Genomic DNA, 17129 nt, shown 5'->3' with positions numbered 1-17129 from the left:
TTGAAAAATATGAATTGACAATTTTCGATTCATTTTAAAATCTATTGTTATAATAATTTGTTGAACAACATGAATTTTTAGAATGAGGGTTATAATGATGAAGGAAGCATTTTTCACACGGTGTCTGTTCTTCTTAACGGGTATTTTGCTTTTATCCTTAGGTATAACATTGACAATTAAAGGTCAGATTTTCGGTGTTGGTTCATGGGATGTATTACATATTGGACTAGCTAAAACATTGGGATTAACTATTGGTACTTGGTCCATTCTCATCGGACTAGCCATAATAGCATTTGATATAGTAATAACAAAGAAATTCCCACTGCCGGGTACGTTTATAGATATGTTTTTAGCAGGAATTTTTATTGATATTTTTAACTATTTGATTCCTGATATAGATGGTTTTTGGTTGCAACTGCTTTCATATGTATGTGGCTTACTATTACTTGGCTGGGGTTGCGGTATGTATATGGTGGCAAATTTAGGGATTGGTCCTCGTGATTCATTAATGCTTCTAATGGTTCATAAGCTTGGCTGGAGTGTCACACGCTCTCGAACAACTATGGAAGTAACTGTCGCTTTGATCGGCTTTTTACTAGGTGGTCCTATCGGCGTTGGTACTGTGCTAATGGCTTTCGGACTAGGACCTATTGTACAGTTTGCTTTAACGTATAATGAAAAATTATTTATGAGATGGACTGGCGTGAAAAGCGCTGTAGTATAGGCTTACAAGACAATGTAAAAGTGCATTGTCTTTTTTTATTCGGTTGAAATATACAGTTCAACTATATATAATCGAACTATATAGTTGAACTGTATACGAGGTGAACTTGTGAAAAAACATAAATTACTACCTTTATCTGAAACCATGCATTATATTCTACTCGCCTTACGTGAACCGCTTCATGGCTATGCGATGATGCAAAAAATCGAGGAAATGAGCGCTGGTAGTGTAAGGATTGCGGCCGGCACTATGTATGGCGCAATTGAAAATTTGTTGAAATACCATTGGATTTCACCTGTAGAGACCCAAGATACGAGACGTAAGGTTTATCAAACAACAGCTGAGGGATTAGAAATATTATCGGCTGAGCAAAAAAGATTGCAGCGAATTTTATCTTTATATGAGGGAGCTGATGGACATGATCAAGTTTAAACTCTTTTTTGATATCGAAAAAGAAGAAAAATGGTTAAATCATATGTTGTCCAAAGGATGGGTTTGTACAAATGTGATTTCTGGCGGTTTTTATACATTTAAAAAGTCAGATGATCTTGAACAAGTTATCCGTATTGATTTTCAGCAAGATCTTAAAAAAGCAGAGCGAACTAATTATAAACAATTGTATGAGGATTTTGGATGGCAAGTATTAAAAGAAAAATCTTATGATGGTTCCTATTATTGGTTTAAAAGAAAAGATGGCAATGATGAATTATTTTCTGATCATGATTCGCAAATTGCTAAATATAAACGATTAATGAAGCATTCTAGCTATTGGGCCATATTCTTTTTTATATGGTTAATGATGTTTTATTCCAATGATAACTTTTACCCTTTCAATATAAAGGATGCTTATTTTACGCCAGGTTTGTGGGATGAAGAAGGTTTTTCTTTCCTTTTTTCTTTTTTATTTGAAACACCCCTTGCCATCATGCGGTTTATCCTACCTTGGCTCTTTTTCGCAACTTTCGGTATGTATGTAGTGACGTATTTCCGTTACCGCAAATCTTTACAGCAGTTTATGCAATAAACAGCAAGGAACCTCTTACAGCACGTGTAAGATGGCTCCTTTTTTGTTGCTATTCTTCTGACGCAGATGGATTTTTTCCAGTAGCCTCGATTACTTCTGGGGTCCCATCCACTATGTCGTCCTCCTGTACATTTTCAGCGGCAGGAGGTGTAATCGTCACTAATGTATAGTCATCTTCTTGTAATATTTCAAAAGAGAACTTTTCGCGAATATCTCCTACATAAAGTGATGTCCCGATTGCTACATCAGTCACATCCACCTCTATTGTTTCAGGAATTTCTGACGGACTTACTTTTATGCGAACTTCACGGTTAGGCTGTAATAGGAAACCACCATCAGCTACTCCAATAGCATGACCCTTAACCGTTACTGGAATATCAACCTCTAGTTCTTCGGACATATTGATGGACTTAAAATCTACATGCTTAACATTGCCCTTTAACGCACAGCGTTGTACTTCTGTTAATACCGCGTTGACACGTTTACCGTCTACATCTAATTGAAAGACATTTTTATTGCCGAATTGAGCTAACATTTTTGCAAATTGTCTGGCATCCAGTGATACTGCTGTGGATTCCATTTGATAGCCATAAACAACACCCGGAATAGCACCGTTCTGTCTAAGTTGAGTTAATGATGAATTACGCCCTTTATCGCGTTTATTTACAGTTAAAACAGTATTCATCGTCTTTTCCCCTTTCATGGAAACTAGTCTCATAAAAGGTTTTGCCCGTTCTAATGATTTTTATACCTATTGAATCTACTGTTCAATAAATAGCTGTAGGTTAGTAAACAGCTACTCCATTCAATTACCCGCTAAAATTACCCTAAAATGATACGTAGCATATTTCCTTCAATCGTATACCATGCCCTAAACATTAAAATGCCACCGAATGAAATGTCCACCATTATTCACTCGTTTTTATATTAATTCTTTACAAATCATATTAATATCTTTTGAAAAAGTTTTTATTTGAAATGCTTCAGAAAAGGACATTTGCTCAGATGCTGCTACTACTTGCTTGAGCTTTTGTTCATACGTAAATATAAATTGATCAATCGTTGGACATTCAAGTTTTAAGGCTCTAGCTACCCCTTGAATAATTTTCAGACGATAGTAATCCTCTTTTGGCATTCTAGGGATATCCCATATACCTTCATGATTCATAAATATCCTTTTTATAGGCACAGCTGAAAAATCAAAGTATCTTCCCTCTTGATCAGGTTTAGAAAATGGATCAATCAATAACGATGCATAACGTATATACAGCAGATACTCCTGATGAATAGACTCCAGTTTTTCAAAATTTTCGACATCTTGTCGTGCTATACTTGACGGTTGTAATGAATAATTATCATCTACCATAAATTTCAAAAGATTTAGAGGCTGAATATTGACATGTGTTACTATTTTCATCATTTCTTTCCAATGATTTAGTAAATGGCGAATCATTGTGTACGTAATAGGTCCCTCAGGATAAAGCTTATAAACATACTTTATAGTCTCTTGCTCTTCAAATATTGCCTTTAATGAAAAATCATTCATAAACAGTGCTGGATGTACGTATAAGGAAATATTTCTTGTTTCCGCTTCTAATGGTGATGCTAAAATTTTCACATAAATTCCTAGCTGATTAAATAACTTGCTTAGTTTATCCATATGTTCCGATTTTGATTGATTCGATCCAATATAAACCGTTTTCTTTATCCCAGTAGTTAATACTTCATTCGATGGCACACCGTTTAACCATCTAGTATCACCATAATATGTAGATAAACTAATTACCTCAGCACAGGAGGATATCTGTTTTAAATAGTTAGAAATTAATTGATTCGAGCCAAATGTAGGAGAAATCAATATAATACACTTGGCTTGCTTCAAAACATGGATATCAATTTGTGATAATACAGCCAAATAGGAATCTGTAGTCACACTGAGAATAATGGCATCCCAATCTCCTGATATTGTATTATAACCTTTAAAAAGACAATCAATCACACATTCTCCAGCTGCAGTCTGATGTTGTTTATTTTGTATATGTGCTTTAAGTGTACGTTGTTGTTTGATTGTTTTTTCAAAGAACAGATTTGAACGTGAAGACTCTCGACCAGCAATCCCCACTTTGCTATTGAAATGACTTCTAAAATTTACAGCTAATTGAACAGATGTTGGCCCTGTTCCTAATAATAAAACCTTTTTGAAAAATGTCATATCATTCTCCTTAAAACTTAGTATTTACAATTTTTGATATAAAGCGATATCAAATACACCTTGAGGGACTGCAATTTGCTCGACTATACGCCATTTTGTTGCATCTACTATTTCCATTGGGTAATTAAAAAGAGACTTTAAAGCATTCCCATAACGCATCGCAATCATCACGTCCTTTTTTGTTAAATTATGTAATTGTTCTAATATGTCATATTTACAATTGACTGTTGAACTAAAAATAATATGACTAATCTGTTGAATGGATTGAAGTTCATTCACTGATTTATTTTCAATCTGAATTGTATGATTTCCAAGTTTAGCAGCCACTTTTCTCCCCAACAGAATAGCTTCATCGTCAATATCAATTCCAAAAACTTTTGCTCCTGTACGTTTAGCAATCGATAATAATGTTATTGGAAAAGGACCTGACCCTACTACTAACACCTTTGATTTATTAGTAATAGGAAAACCACTAAGTTCTTTTTCAATGCAGACCTCTATATTGCGAAAATAATCCGTCATCTCTTCGGTTTCATGTAAGTATTTCAAAGCCCAATATTTTTCCATTATTTTCACACAATTAGCAGACATTTTTCTTAACTTCTCGATTAATAGTGAGATTTCATATGTTTGTTCTAAATTATGCCATTGATTTTCATTCTCACTGTTAGTTATAAAGGAAGAATAATCATCAATCACTTCCTCTAGCTCTGAATAATAACCTACCATTTGATCTTGATTATGTTTGTCAATTAAAAACTCAAGCTTACTAGCAAAGTAATGTAATTTCATTAATAAGGTTTCTGGATTTTTCACTTTTGTCACTCCCAAAGTTTGTAGATTATTCAACTATCCCTCTCTCGCAACCGCACTTTTTTATATAAGATAAATAAACCGACAGATTTTGTTCTTATGCTTCTAACTAGCATGTTCACTGTACTATGACTTATCTAGGTAGCAATAAAAATTATATGTGGTACCTCTTTTGTTTAATACTTACACTAAAAAAATTCATGCTAATATTGACAAATTCATTCACTGAAAAAAACAACAAAAAAAGTCGAGAGACATCATGTCCTCGACTTATACTGACTACTTTTATATTCTACGTACAACATCCAATGACACCACTAGCATTTTTAATAAATTTGTCTGGTCATTTGGGGCAAATTATGACGCAATGCTTCCCCCTGACGATAGTATTTGAATCAAAAGTAGATGGCGTTTTCCGGTTTAAAATTCCTAAAGCAAGCAAAACACCAACATAACTGTCATACCAAGATTTATTGGCATCTATGTCTTTAGCTGAATACATGAACAAATACTGGATTCAACTCCCAAAAGTATAGTACTTTTCAATAATTGTTCAATCAAAAAACTACACCTCAACTGTTCAGACTTACGAACAGTTGAAGCGTAGTTCAGACATGTACTTATCAAATTGTTACTTTATTATCTAATAATACGTGTAAATCATGAAGCTTTTTAATTTCAAAATGTGGTTGAATATCGCTTGTATTTTCAATATCACGTATATTAAACCAGCATGTATCAATTCCGGCTTGTAGTCCACCTTTAACATCGGATGTTAAGGAATCACCAATAATCAAGGTTTTATCTTTATTTATATGTTCGATACGCTCAAAAACATAATCGAAAAAAGCTGGCATTGGTTTTTGATAGCCTGTTTGTTCTGAAATAAAAATGTCTTTAAAAAATCGTGCTAAATTTGCATCCTCTAGACGTTTATTTTGAGTCATTGTTTTACCATTTGAAACGACATATAATTCATAGTTATCGGCAAGCTGTTCGATTACTTCGTAGGCACCATCTACAAAATGATGTGCCTCCTTCAAATATTTTTGAAAGACCGCTTCAAAGTACTCCCCATCTACCTCTAAGCCGAATTCCTTTAACGCAATCGAAAATCGAGTGTTATGTAATGTATTTTTAGACACCTCACCACGTTCAAAAGCACGCCACATAGATTCATTAATCTCTTTATAACGCGCAATCATCGTCGGAGTTACTGCAATATTTTCCTGTTTAAATAAACGATCAAGTGCTGCATTTTCAGCCAAGTCAAAATCCAATAATGTGTCATCCACGTCAAACAATAGTGTTTCATACTTAGTCATGTCTATTCCTACTTTCTTCGTTGCTGTATTACCATATCATTCCTACTATCATAACGCTTTTTTAGAAAAATAACAGTAAATTTACCCACCTATCAACTTTACGGAATTTTAGGAATAATCACACAAGGGAAATCTTAAAAAATATTTCCTTCATTGCGTAATAAAAATGATCATCTTGCCAAAAAATAGCCCTTTCGATAATTTCATATTTGAAAATAACAGCGAATATGAGACAATAGAATGCTAGAAAGGAAGATGTACGAATTATGACGACTCTACAAAAAATTACGCCTGCCTTTGATCCATGGGAAGCGTATTTAGATGTTGAACAACATGGGCATATGACCCTCTCTAATATTGAATTTACAACAACAACTCTTTGTAATATGCGCTGTGCTCACTGCGCAGTTGGATATACATTACAAACTAAAGATCCAGATGCACTGCCAATTGAGCTAATTATAAAGCGTCTTGATGAAATACCACATCTTAAAACAATTTCGATTACTGGTGGAGAACCGATGATGTCTAAGAAATCCGTTCAAAACTATGTATTGCCTTTATTGAAATATGCGCATGAACGAGGTGTGCGAACACAAATCAACTCCAACCTAACATTGGAGCCTGAACGTTATTTACTGATTGCTCCGTATTTAGATGTTTTACATATCTCACATAACTGGGGTACGATTGATGAATTCGTCGAAACAGGCTTTGCCATGATGGAGCGAAAACCGACTTATGAACAGCGTGCAGCTTTGTTCCAACGTATGATTGATAACTCAAAAATGCTTGCAGAACACGGTGTAATGGTATCAGCTGAGACAATGTTAAACAAAAAAACTTTACCTTACTTAGAACATATTCATAACCAAATCATCAATGAGATGAAATGTGCTCGCCACGAGGTGCATCCAATGTATCCTTCAGATTTCGCAAGTGCCCTTACATCTTTATCACTTGAAGAAACTCGTGATGCGATTCATCATCTACTTGATGTTCGAGATGAAAATACTTGGATGCTTTTTGGTACCCTACCTTTCTATCCATGTAGCATGAATGAGGAAGATCAAAAACTCCTAAAACGACTACGAGAAGAAAAGAACGTTACGATGCGTAATGATCCGGATGGTCGCTCTCGCCTAAATATCAATATCTTTACAGGTGATGTCATTGTGACAGACTTTGGCGATACACCAGCACTCGGCAATATTGAAAACGACGAATTATCAGCAATTTTTGATAAATGGATGGCAACAGATTTAGCGAAATCACTAAACTGCCACTGTCCAGCCGTAAAATGCTTAGGTCCTAACGTTCTTGTTAAAAATATGTATTATAAAGATACACAGTTTGTTAGTGGTTCAGCCAAAATGTAAAAGGAAAAATGTCCAATGCATACATTTGCATTGGACATTTTTTATAGGATTTATGAAATTTTCGCCTTAACAATCTGTTTAGCTATTATCTGTTACTTCTTTTTATTCCTGAGGTAAATTTAATGACAAAGTTCTTCATAAATATAAAGGGGAAATCAAAAAAGCCATGCTCACATACTGAACATGACTTCCTTTTACATGAATAATAGATTTTTTTGATAGCAAATTCGGATTTATTTCTATTCATTAGTAGATTCAATATACTAATACAGTAATTCTTCTTTCACTAAAGCTATTGTGCTCTTATTAATTCTTTTGCCATTAACTTGAAAGTATTCAAGCGACTTTCTAGTGCGTATTGATTGCAGTTTAGCATCACTTCGTCAAACCCATATTGCTCTTGCTCTGCTACTAAAAATTTCGCTACTTCCTTCGGTGTTCCGACCAGATTGGCTTTTCGATTATTGGCGATTGTCATTTTATCCAACTCAGTAAGTGGATAATCCTTTGCTTCTTCGGGTGACATCGCTTGAATAATTTGCCCCTTCATGAGATGAAGACGTGTAATATCAATCGGTTTCGCCAAATATTCCGCTTCCTCTAACGTATCTGCAACCGTCGCAGCATAAGTAACGATAATTTGCGGCTTCTCCATATAATAAGAAGGTATAAAGTAATCTCTATACGTATCAAATATATCCTTTGACATATTGCCAGTGAAAAATTGTGCATATGAATAACCTACACCAAATCGACCTGCCTGCATAGCGCTTTGACCACTTGACCCAAGTAACCAAGCTTCAGGTAATTGGATATTCACTGGTGCCGCAATTACTTGATCATAGACATCTTCCCCTGTTTTTTGATTATTCATCAGTTTTAAAATGATCTCGAGCTTATCGTATTGCTCTGTAAATCGTTGTCTTCGTCCCTCTGCCAGTGCATAAATAGAGGCATGGTCACCACCAGGGGCTCTGCCTACGCCAAAATCAATACGATTCGGTGCTAAGCCACTTAATGTTTTAAAGACCTCTGCCAGCTTATATGGAGAATAATGCATCATCATTACGCCTCCAGTACCAATACGAAGACGTTTTGTTTTCGCCGCCAGGAAAGCAGCTGTAACCTCTGGAGCTGAACTTGCCAGTGAATGGCTATTATGGTGCTCTGCTAACCACATTCGATGATAGCCAAGCTCTTCACCTAATAGCGCTATTTGTTCTGTACGCTGAAAGGCCTCCTCAGCAGTATGATCTTTTGGTATAGGCATTTGATCTAATATACTTAATCTCATTGAAAACACCCTCTCTGTCTAAGCACTCCTCTCTACTGTAATATAGTAAGCTCTTTATACAAAGTAAAAGACCTTACTCATAGGCAAGCCGCTTTGCATGCCATGTGTCATAAACCATGCCAATAAGGAACCGTTTTTGTTCGGGACTCAATACAACATCATTAAATTTCATTGCATAAATAGAAAATTTATTTGTTTGTTCATCCACTACGAACTGTAAAATGGCATGTCCTTTTTCATTTTCAAATGTAATATCACCTGATAATTCGACAACATGCTCGCCAGTTTTTGCCTGGTAATAGCGCCAATATGGTTCAAAAAATGCGTAATTAAATGCATTACGAACAGATACATCTGAAAAACCCCCCAAATACCCTTCTTTTACAGTATCGATAAACTCATTATCAGTTATATCTTTTTTCGCATTATACACACATCCGACAAGTAGCCCCATACATACAACACAAACAAATACTCTTACATGATTTCCTAAACTCAAATGTCATCACGTCCCCTTTACGCAAAAAACACTATCAACTACATAATACATTAAAATAAATACATAAAGTAGAATATATTAGCTTTTTATAGAATTTAAAAATATCAAAAGAGATCGAATCCTCGAAATTAACAGAAAAAAATTATTGAAGCTATTTACAGTTACTTTTCATTTCGCTACTATCAGATTATTATTATAGAAAAGAGATGAACTGCTGTGCCTTTTGATTTAGATGTAAACATTTTACTCATCCTTATTCTTTTTGGCTTTCTAGCCGCATTTATCGATTCTGTTGTAGGAGGCGGCGGGCTTATTTCTTTACCAGCTCTTATGTTTGTTGGTCTTCCACCATCTGCAGCCGTAGCTACGAACAAGCTAGCAGGCACTATGGGGTCATTAACGAGCACCATAACATTTTATCGCTCTGGTAAATTGGATATTAAAGCCGTTTACAAACTATTCCCTTTTGTTTTTATAGGCTCCATGATCGGTGCATGGATTGTCCATCTTATGGATCCTAGTGTTCTAAAACCACTTATGCTTGTCATGCTAGCAGCTGTGGCTATTTATACTATTTTCAAGAAAGACTGGGGTAGCATTTCTACCTATAAAAGATTGACACCTAAGCGTTACGCATTTTTTGTGGCGATTATTACATTAATCGGCTTCTATGATGGCTTTTTAGGTCCGGGGACAGGCTCATTTCTATTGTTTGCCTTTTTATTAGTTGGCTTCGACTTTTTAAAATCGGCAGGTAATGCTAAATTTTTAAATTTCGGAAGTAATATCGCAGCCCTTCTTATGTTTATATACTTAGGGCAAATAAATTATGCCTATGGTTTACCTATGGGACTTGCACAAATTGCTGGAGCAATTGTTGGTTCTAAGTTTGCCATTAAACGTGGCAGCGGGTATGTACGTAATTTATTTATCGTTGTGACAATTTTATTACTTTTGAAAAATACATATGACTATTTTTCATGATTGATTCTTTATATCTACCAATTTTTTAATGCAGATCCATTATGCCCAGCATGATGTGTTTTGCGCGAAAGCGAAGCGACAGCGGCATGATGTTGGTCACTCAGTCATTATCACAGGACATTGTTGTTCTTAGAATGAGTTCCACTCAACTGTGGCAATCTTCATTAAAGATATTTTGTATTCGTACTTATCAATATATCGACTAAATAGAAGCATGCTAAAAATACAGCATGCTTCTATAATAATTTTATTATCCAAAATTCTCCGTCTATAATTATTCTTGCTTCCTAAAAATTCCGTAAGCAATAACTCCAAATAAATAGCCTATTCCAGCCCCTAAAGCAATTGTAAATACTAGAAAGTTTGGTTTGAAAAACATGCCAAAAACCACACCGAGAGCACTCCCAAAAATCATTCCCAATGGAATTAAACTATCTATTAAATCTTTAGCGTCGCTTGACTTTTTCATACCTAATGCTCCTTTCTGTTTTTATAATTGTGAAAAAAATATCTATTCCAGAGCCAAGATGGTGCTGCCCTAAATCAAAGAACGGCGCCATTTAATTGTGTTTTACACTTCCTTTTACAATAAGCATTCTTCCTCTTCAAATCTGATTATAAGAAGTATAGCTTACTTGCTTTTATTTTCAATCTACTATATGTATGAGGTGGTTCATGTAGAAAAAGGACCGTTGACACTTTCTCAGTTCGATACTATTTTAGGACATTTTCTTCGATTGCAATGCCAGTTATTTAGATCCTCCCCGGGCAATTTTATTTGTAATTGTGACCAATTTACCTTTTCCCCTTTCTAAGCAATTGTAAAAGGTTTATAATTTGCTATGATTTTTCTACACAATAAAATGTACAGAAAAGCGCAACTTAACAAGTGGCGGATTTCTTCATCCCCACTGATGATTATCACAGAATTTAATACGGGATAAATTACTGGTATCAATGACTTATCTTTGAAATTAACAGAAAAAGATAAGTTTTTTTATGCTATCAACTTTTTTTCCCCTTTCATACGTCTATTAGTTGTATACAATTTGAAAATGTTAAAAAGGAGCTTCTTTGGACATGAAAACAAGAAATGCATTTCAACATGAAGAGGTGTTTGTCCAGTTAATTCGTGAACAGAAAGAGCGTTTTTATTTGCTCGCGTATAGCTATACGAAAAATGAACAGGACGCACTTGATGTTGTACAAGACAGTATTCAAAAAGCAATGCTTTCTCTCGATCGATTAGAAAATGTCGAATATATGAAAAGCTGGTTTTATAAAATCGTCGTACGTACATCTATAGATTTTTTACGTAAGCATAAACGCTTACAAGTGACAGACGATGATACATTGCAATTTTTAACACCTGCACAAGAGGATATCTACGAAAACGTTGATTTAGAGCATGCGTTAGATGACTTACCCGTAATGTATCGTGAGGTTGTTATTTTACATTATTTCGAAGATTTAAAACTCGCTGATGTTGCAAATATCCTTAACATTAAGCTGAGTACTGCTAAATCACGTCTTTATAAAGCGTTAAAACTATTGAAAATACAGTTGGAAGATGTGAAGGGAGAAACAGCACATGGATGAAAAATTAAAAGAATTAGAAAAACAATATAATGAGGTATCTATTCCAAAGGAGCTTGATTTTGTGGTTGAAAACGCACTAAAACAAGGTAAAAAGAAAAGGAAAAAACGAGCACCACAATGGTTTCTAGGATCTGCGGCAGCTGCAATGCTTTTTACAGCTGGATTAAATGTCAGTCCTGCAATGGCACGAACACTTTCAGATATTCCTGTTGTTGGTAGTGTCGTAAAAGTCTTAACTTGGACAGAATATGAAGTAAAAGAAGAGACATATGATGCAGACATTAAAGTACCTTCTATCGAAAATCTAGAAAATAAAGATCTTGCAAATGCTTTAAATGAAAAATATCGTTCAGAAGGTAAAGCTCTTTATAATGACTTTGTTGCCGAAGTTGGTGATTTAAAGGCTAACGGTGGCGGCCATTTAGGCGTAGATAGCGGCTTCGACGTAAAAACAGATAATGACCAAATCTTGTCGATTGGTCGTTACACTGTCAATACAGTTGCATCATCTTCTACAACGATGCACTACGATACAATTGATAAAGAAAATGAAATTTTAATTACACTGCCAATGCTATTTAAAGACGATAGTTATATTAACACGATCAGTGAAAACATTAAGGGACAAATGCGCGAACAAGCTGCTGCATCTAACCAAGAAAAGGTGTACTGGTTAAAAGGAGCAGGTCTTCCTGACGAAGAAGTTTTAGATGAATTTACAGCTGTTAAAGCTGATCAACAATTCTATATTTCCGATGAAGGTAAGCTTGTTATCTCCTTCGATAAATACGAAGTTGCTCCTGGCTATATGGGTGTTGTGGAATTTGAAATCCCAACAGATATCTTAAAAAGTCATCTTGTAAGCTCAAATTATATTCATTAATAATGTAAATCTATAATCCGTGGGGGATTTTCTTTTTCCCTCACGGATTATTCGTCTCCACCCAACTGGACTTTTACGCACTCCATTATGGTGCGAGAATAAAAACATTTCTCAAAAACGAGTTATTTGACATTTCATTCGTCAAATAACTCGTTTTTTTCGGTGATAAACTTTTCATGAATGTGATGAAATACAGATTTAAATTCTTCTTTTACAAGTAGTTGGTCATGCTTATAATCCTCCCACTTTTTGTCTAAGCTAAAGTGTATCAATTAACGTTAGAGGGTTTTCATATGAAAGGTGTAGGATCAATTAGTATTTTACATGTTATCTTCTTATCTATGACTGTTATTGGCTTAAAAAATCACGTGACCATTATTCCCCCGCTACTAGATGTTGTTGGGAGAGATGGTTGGATATCTGTCATAATATCTGCAGTTATTATATTCTTCTGGCTATTTTTTTTAGTTTATATTCAAAAAAAGACAAATCAGGAACCTATTCGAGACTGGTTAGATGGGAAAATTGGAAAAACTGGCTCTACAATTGTCATATATATTATAGCTATTTTTTTATTCATTCTTGCTGCCTTTACAATGGTTGAAACATTGCAATGGGTAAACACAACATTTTTACCTCAAACACCAGTCACTATATTATTACTCATTTATACAATTCTTTGTATTTTTCTCGTTACAACAAGTTTACAAACCATTGTTATTTTAAATGTCTTTGTATTATTCGGTGTAGTAGTCTTTGGCTTTTTTGTAGCCTTTACAAATATACAGGTAAAAGAATACGAACTACTACGCCCTTTTCTTGAGCATGGTTTCCAACCTGTTATAAAAGGAATGATTTATCCTGCATCAGGATTTATTGAATTATTAATACTTTTATTTTTACAGCACCAATTTAAAGACCGCATTCGTTGGTATCATTTTGGCATCATGCTTTTCATTTTAATGGGGCTTACTTTAGGACCACTTATGGGCGCAATTGCAGAATTTGGTCCAACCGAGGCTGCAAAGCAAAGATATCCTGCCTACGAGGAATGGGGCTTAGTATCAATTGGTCGCTATATTGAGCATCTTGACTTTTTCTCAATTTACCAATGGCTAACTGGAACATTTATACGAGTTAGCTTCCTCTTATATGTTATAGCAGATTTGTTTAAGATGACTGGTGATCCAAAGCAAATATGGAGAATGATAGCTCCACCCTTCTTTCTTTTATGTCTGCCGCTAATTATTTTAAATGAAAACATATTTTTGAAGGTGAAAGGGAACTATATATTAACAGTTACTTTTGTTTTCTTTTTTCTTTTGTCAATTTTCTTCTTACTAGTAGCTTTCTTTTCAGGTAAGTCTTCTAAAAAGGGGCAACCTGAAAAACAAGAAATGGAAAGTGGTGAATCATAATGCCTCAGCAGGAGAAGGCGATAGACCTAAACACCTTAAAACAACTATTTCAAAAATCAGCAGATATCCAATTTCAGGAATATGTATTTAATCAAAAAAAGGTTCAATTCATTACCTGTGATGCGATGGTAGACCAGCAAATGCTCAATGAAGTAATTGTTCGGCGTGTTCAATATCTTTATGACAATTTAGCTGATACATCGTTAGAAGAAAATATTACAAATCAACTTCATGTTCCGACGCTTGAAAAAGTTAATGATAAAGAACAAGCCATGAACTTTGTATATACTGGTTTTCTACTGCTTTATTTTGAAGAGGAAGATCTTTTGTATGCTAGTTGTATTGCTAAAAAGCCTAATCGAAATCCTGAAGAAACTAGGATGGAAGTTCTCGTTAAGGGTCCAAGAGATAACTTTATTGAAGACATCCGTGTCAACATTGCACTATTGCGAAAACGTTTACCTACAAATTCATTTTGCGTTGAGAAAGTGGAGTTAGGATCACGTTCAAAGACAAGCGTGGCTATTCTTTATTTTGACGATATTGTCGATATGGATATTTTACACGGAATAAAAAAACAGCTTGCTGCAGTAGACACAGATATTGTCTTTAGCGGGGACGTTTTAATGGAGAGAATTAATAAAAACTCTAAGCTCTTCCCCAAATTCGATTACACCGGACGACCCGATTATGCTATTCAAGCACTAATTAGAGGACGTTTTCTCATGTTCGTCGACGGTGTAGCTTATGCCATGATCACACCGGTCAATTTATTTTTATTATTAAAATCCGCTGAAGATAATGAGTACCCTATCATTTTCAGTTCTATAGAACGACTTTTGAGGATTCTTGGCATTTTAATTGGGTTGCTATTACCTGCATTTTGGCTCTCACTGACGACCTATCACCAGAATCAGCTACCATTCCAACTTTTAGCAACAGTTGTCCAAGCAAAAACAGGTTTACCTCTCCCCTCCTCTCTGGAGATGCTAATAATGCTACTCATGTTTGAATTGTTTCGAGAAGCTGGGTTACGTCTGCCTTCTGTTATTGGTGGAACGATAAGCGTTGTTGGCGGTTTAATTATTGGTGATGCGGCCATTCGCGCAGGTGTAACAAGCCCAGAAATGATTGTAGTTATCGCGATTTCTACAATTGCATCATTCACTCTTGTGAACCAATCACTTGTCACAACCATCAGTTTATTGCGTATTACATTCATTATTGCCAGTGCTTTTTTTGGTTTATTTGGATTTTTTATATCACTATACTTTACACTTCTTTACTTGTGTAATATTCGGATCTATGGGTACTCTTACATGAATCTTGCAACAGATTTAAATTGGATGACTATTAAAAAATCGATATTCCGCTTATCACCAAAAGGCTACACTGAACGTAATAAAGCACTTGCACCCCAAGATAGCACTCGTACCTCTATGAGAAAGAAGAAGCAGCAATGAAGAAAAAAATTATTTTACTATCAAGCTTAGCTACTTCACTACTTCTTTCAGGCTGTTGGGATGTTACCGAACCTCAAAAAATGTATTATGTTGATGGACTCGGTATCGATTATAAAGATGGTCAGTATGAAATCTACTTGCAATTAATTAGCTTCTCTGATGTTGTAAAATCCGAAAATTATACTCCTCAAGCGGCACCAGCTGAGGTTGGACAATCTAAAGGCAGGACGCTGGAAGAAGCACTTTTTAAATTATATCGATCCATCGATCAAAAAGTGTTTTGGGGGCATATGACTTACATTATTTTCTCTGAAGAAGTAATGAAAGATAAAAATACTGTCTCCATTATAGACACTGTATTGAGATATAGGGAAACAAGGTATCAAATATGGGCCTATTGTACACAAGACCCTATTAAAGACATTCTTCTAGTAACGCCAATTTTGAATAAGCCGCTTACTACGTCAAAGCTTAGTAATCCTTTAAATACAGAAGATAAAGAAACATTCGTCGAACCCGTTAATTTCCGAAATCTAGTTATCGGCTTAAATGAACCGAATTACGAAATTGGCATCCCTTATGTAACCATTAACAAAGACTGGGGCACTGAAGATCGTCAAGAACAAGAAACTGCCTTTATAGGGATTGGCGTACTTTCCAAAGATGGATTTAAAGGCTTTATTAAGAATGATGCTGCAAGAGGAACGCAATGGATGCATGATAGAACGCAAAGAGGTGAAACAACCTTTAAGTTAAATGAAAATAATTATTTAACGACAACATTGGAAAAAGTCAAGGTCGATATCAAACCGATTGTTAAAAATGATCAAGTAACATTCGATGTTGAAATATATTTAAACGCAAGGATAAACGGTCTCAAAACTAATGTTTCAGAAGAAGAAATAAGAAAAAAATTAATAAAAGAAGTGAAAAAAGAAATTAGAACAACATATAAAGAAGCATTAGCGAAAGATATTGATATTTATCGCCTCTCTGAACATTTATATCGAAAAAATGTGAAAGTATGGAAAAAACTTGAGAAGGATGGGAAAATCCCATTAACATCTACTTCTATTAGTAAATTAGAAATAAACATTAACCAATTAAAATCCGGTCGTAAAACATTTACACGAACAATTAATGAATAATCTAACAATATCCCCTCAAAGGCGACTTACCTATTTGAGAGGATATTTTTATTTGTTGATTAAATCTGGATTAGGATTTATTCTTTTGGTCTTTCAATTCATCGTCTCAACATTAAGAGGCTGGGACATAACTGGTCAAAACCTTAAAAAGCGTGAGAAATCAATTTTGGTAACATTGATTTCTCGCGCTTTTCTGATGTAGAATTTTTTAATTTTGCCGTAAAAACATATTTATGTCCCAGCGTCTTCGTTCCTCTACTCACTTCTTTGTAGTATCCCCTAAGGAGTTGCCTATTCTCACGCCCAACCAACTTAATACGACTTTTATTTTTATAACCTTTGAAATATCCTGCTTAATTTTTTA

Annotated in this window: 17 protein-coding genes; 10 read left to right on the top strand and 7 right to left on the bottom strand. The window is 34.9% G+C overall.

Annotated elements, in window-relative coordinates:
• Positions 1-97: 97 nt before the first annotated feature.
• The 3 genes from ACVYAD_RS08285 to ACVYAD_RS08275 all read left to right on the top strand — a co-directional run bounded on the left by ACVYAD_RS08285 (position 98) and on the right by ACVYAD_RS08275 (position 1748).
• Complete coding sequence (locus ACVYAD_RS08285) at positions 98-724, top strand: YczE/YyaS/YitT family protein (protein ID WP_349661022.1); 627 nt, start codon at positions 98-100, stop codon at positions 722-724.
• Positions 725-868: 144 nt separating this feature from the next.
• Positions 869-1156, top strand: a complete 288-nt coding sequence (locus ACVYAD_RS08280) for a PadR family transcriptional regulator (protein WP_349661023.1) — start codon at positions 869-871, stop codon at positions 1154-1156.
• Positions 1143-1748, top strand: a complete 606-nt coding sequence (locus ACVYAD_RS08275; RefSeq protein ID WP_476425761.1) for a DUF2812 domain-containing protein — start codon at positions 1143-1145, stop codon at positions 1746-1748. Before ACVYAD_RS08280 ends, ACVYAD_RS08275 begins: the two co-directional genes overlap by 14 nt.
• A gap of 49 nt (positions 1749-1797) precedes the next feature.
• On the opposite strand, the gene ACVYAD_RS08270 is transcribed toward ACVYAD_RS08275, so the two are convergent.
• The 4 genes from ACVYAD_RS08270 to ACVYAD_RS08255 form a co-directional block, all read right to left on the bottom strand.
• Positions 1798-2433, bottom strand: a complete 636-nt coding sequence (locus ACVYAD_RS08270; protein WP_349660946.1) for a 50S ribosomal protein L25/general stress protein Ctc — start codon at positions 2431-2433, stop codon at positions 1798-1800.
• A gap of 237 nt (positions 2434-2670) precedes the next feature.
• Positions 2671-3960 carry an opine metallophore biosynthesis dehydrogenase gene (locus tag ACVYAD_RS08265; RefSeq protein WP_476425759.1) on the bottom strand — a complete coding sequence of 430 codons (1290 nt, stop codon included), beginning with the start codon at positions 3958-3960 and terminating at the stop codon, positions 2671-2673.
• Positions 3961-3984: 24 nt separating this feature from the next.
• Positions 3985-4776: a methyltransferase domain-containing protein gene (locus ACVYAD_RS08260; protein ID WP_476425757.1), complete on the bottom strand. Its 792-nt coding sequence runs from the start codon at positions 4774-4776 to the stop codon at positions 3985-3987.
• A 620-nt stretch (positions 4777-5396) separates the two neighbouring features.
• Positions 5397-6098 (bottom strand): YjjG family noncanonical pyrimidine nucleotidase, encoded by a 702-nt coding sequence (locus ACVYAD_RS08255; RefSeq protein WP_349660949.1) that lies wholly within the window; start codon positions 6096-6098, stop codon positions 5397-5399.
• Positions 6099-6364: 266 nt separating this feature from the next.
• Between ACVYAD_RS08255 and yfkAB the strand changes: the two genes are divergently transcribed.
• A complete protein-coding gene (gene yfkAB / locus ACVYAD_RS08250) occupies positions 6365-7477 on the top strand; it encodes a radical SAM/CxCxxxxC motif protein YfkAB (protein ID WP_386827057.1) in 1113 nt (370 codons plus the stop codon).
• A 292-nt stretch (positions 7478-7769) separates the two neighbouring features.
• Here the strand turns inward: yfkAB and ACVYAD_RS08245 are convergent, their stop codons facing one another.
• Both ACVYAD_RS08245 and ACVYAD_RS08240 read right to left on the bottom strand, forming a co-directional pair.
• Positions 7770-8771: an LLM class flavin-dependent oxidoreductase gene (locus tag ACVYAD_RS08245; protein WP_476425755.1), complete on the bottom strand. Its 1002-nt coding sequence runs from the start codon at positions 8769-8771 to the stop codon at positions 7770-7772.
• Between the two features lie 73 nt (positions 8772-8844).
• Positions 8845-9270 (bottom strand): hypothetical protein, encoded by a 426-nt coding sequence (locus ACVYAD_RS08240; RefSeq protein ID WP_349661374.1) that lies wholly within the window; start codon positions 9268-9270, stop codon positions 8845-8847.
• 216 nt (positions 9271-9486) lie between these two features.
• Here ACVYAD_RS08240 and ACVYAD_RS08235 point away from each other — a divergent pair, with 216 nt between their 5' ends.
• Entirely contained in the window at positions 9487-10254 is a 768-nt protein-coding gene (locus ACVYAD_RS08235; protein ID WP_476425753.1) for a TSUP family transporter, read from the top strand.
• 274 nt (positions 10255-10528) lie between these two features.
• On the opposite strand, the gene ACVYAD_RS08230 is transcribed toward ACVYAD_RS08235, so the two are convergent.
• Positions 10529-10723, bottom strand: a complete 195-nt coding sequence (locus tag ACVYAD_RS08230) for a hypothetical protein (RefSeq protein WP_386827062.1) — start codon at positions 10721-10723, stop codon at positions 10529-10531.
• Positions 10724-11334: 611 nt separating this feature from the next.
• On the opposite strand from ACVYAD_RS08230, the gene ACVYAD_RS08225 reads away from it, so the two are divergent.
• The 5 genes from ACVYAD_RS08225 to ACVYAD_RS08205 all read left to right on the top strand — a co-directional run bounded on the left by ACVYAD_RS08225 (position 11335) and on the right by ACVYAD_RS08205 (position 16765).
• Positions 11335-11853, top strand: coding sequence for a sigma-70 family RNA polymerase sigma factor (locus ACVYAD_RS08225; RefSeq protein ID WP_349661378.1), 519 nt, complete (start codon positions 11335-11337; stop codon positions 11851-11853).
• Positions 11846-12736 (top strand): anti-sigma-V factor RsiV, encoded by an 891-nt coding sequence (gene rsiV / locus ACVYAD_RS08220; protein ID WP_476425751.1) that lies wholly within the window; start codon positions 11846-11848, stop codon positions 12734-12736. Before ACVYAD_RS08225 ends, rsiV begins: the two co-directional genes overlap by 8 nt.
• Positions 12737-13029: 293 nt before the next feature.
• Entirely contained in the window at positions 13030-14154 is a 1125-nt protein-coding gene (locus ACVYAD_RS08215; protein ID WP_349661383.1) for an endospore germination permease, read from the top strand.
• Positions 14154-15617: a spore germination protein gene (locus ACVYAD_RS08210; protein ID WP_476425749.1), complete on the top strand. Its 1464-nt coding sequence runs from the start codon at positions 14154-14156 to the stop codon at positions 15615-15617. Before ACVYAD_RS08215 ends, ACVYAD_RS08210 begins: the two co-directional genes overlap by 1 nt.
• A complete protein-coding gene (locus tag ACVYAD_RS08205; protein ID WP_349661385.1) occupies positions 15614-16765 on the top strand; it encodes a Ger(x)C family spore germination protein in 1152 nt (383 codons plus the stop codon). The genes ACVYAD_RS08210 and ACVYAD_RS08205 overlap by 4 nt, the downstream gene beginning before the upstream one ends.
• The last annotated feature ends 364 nt before the right edge of the window (positions 16766-17129 follow it).

Source organism: Lysinibacillus sp. G1-3 (genome assembly GCF_056322905.1).
The sequence above is the reverse complement of the archived record's forward strand: the minus strand, read 5'-3'. Positions and strand labels throughout refer to the sequence as shown.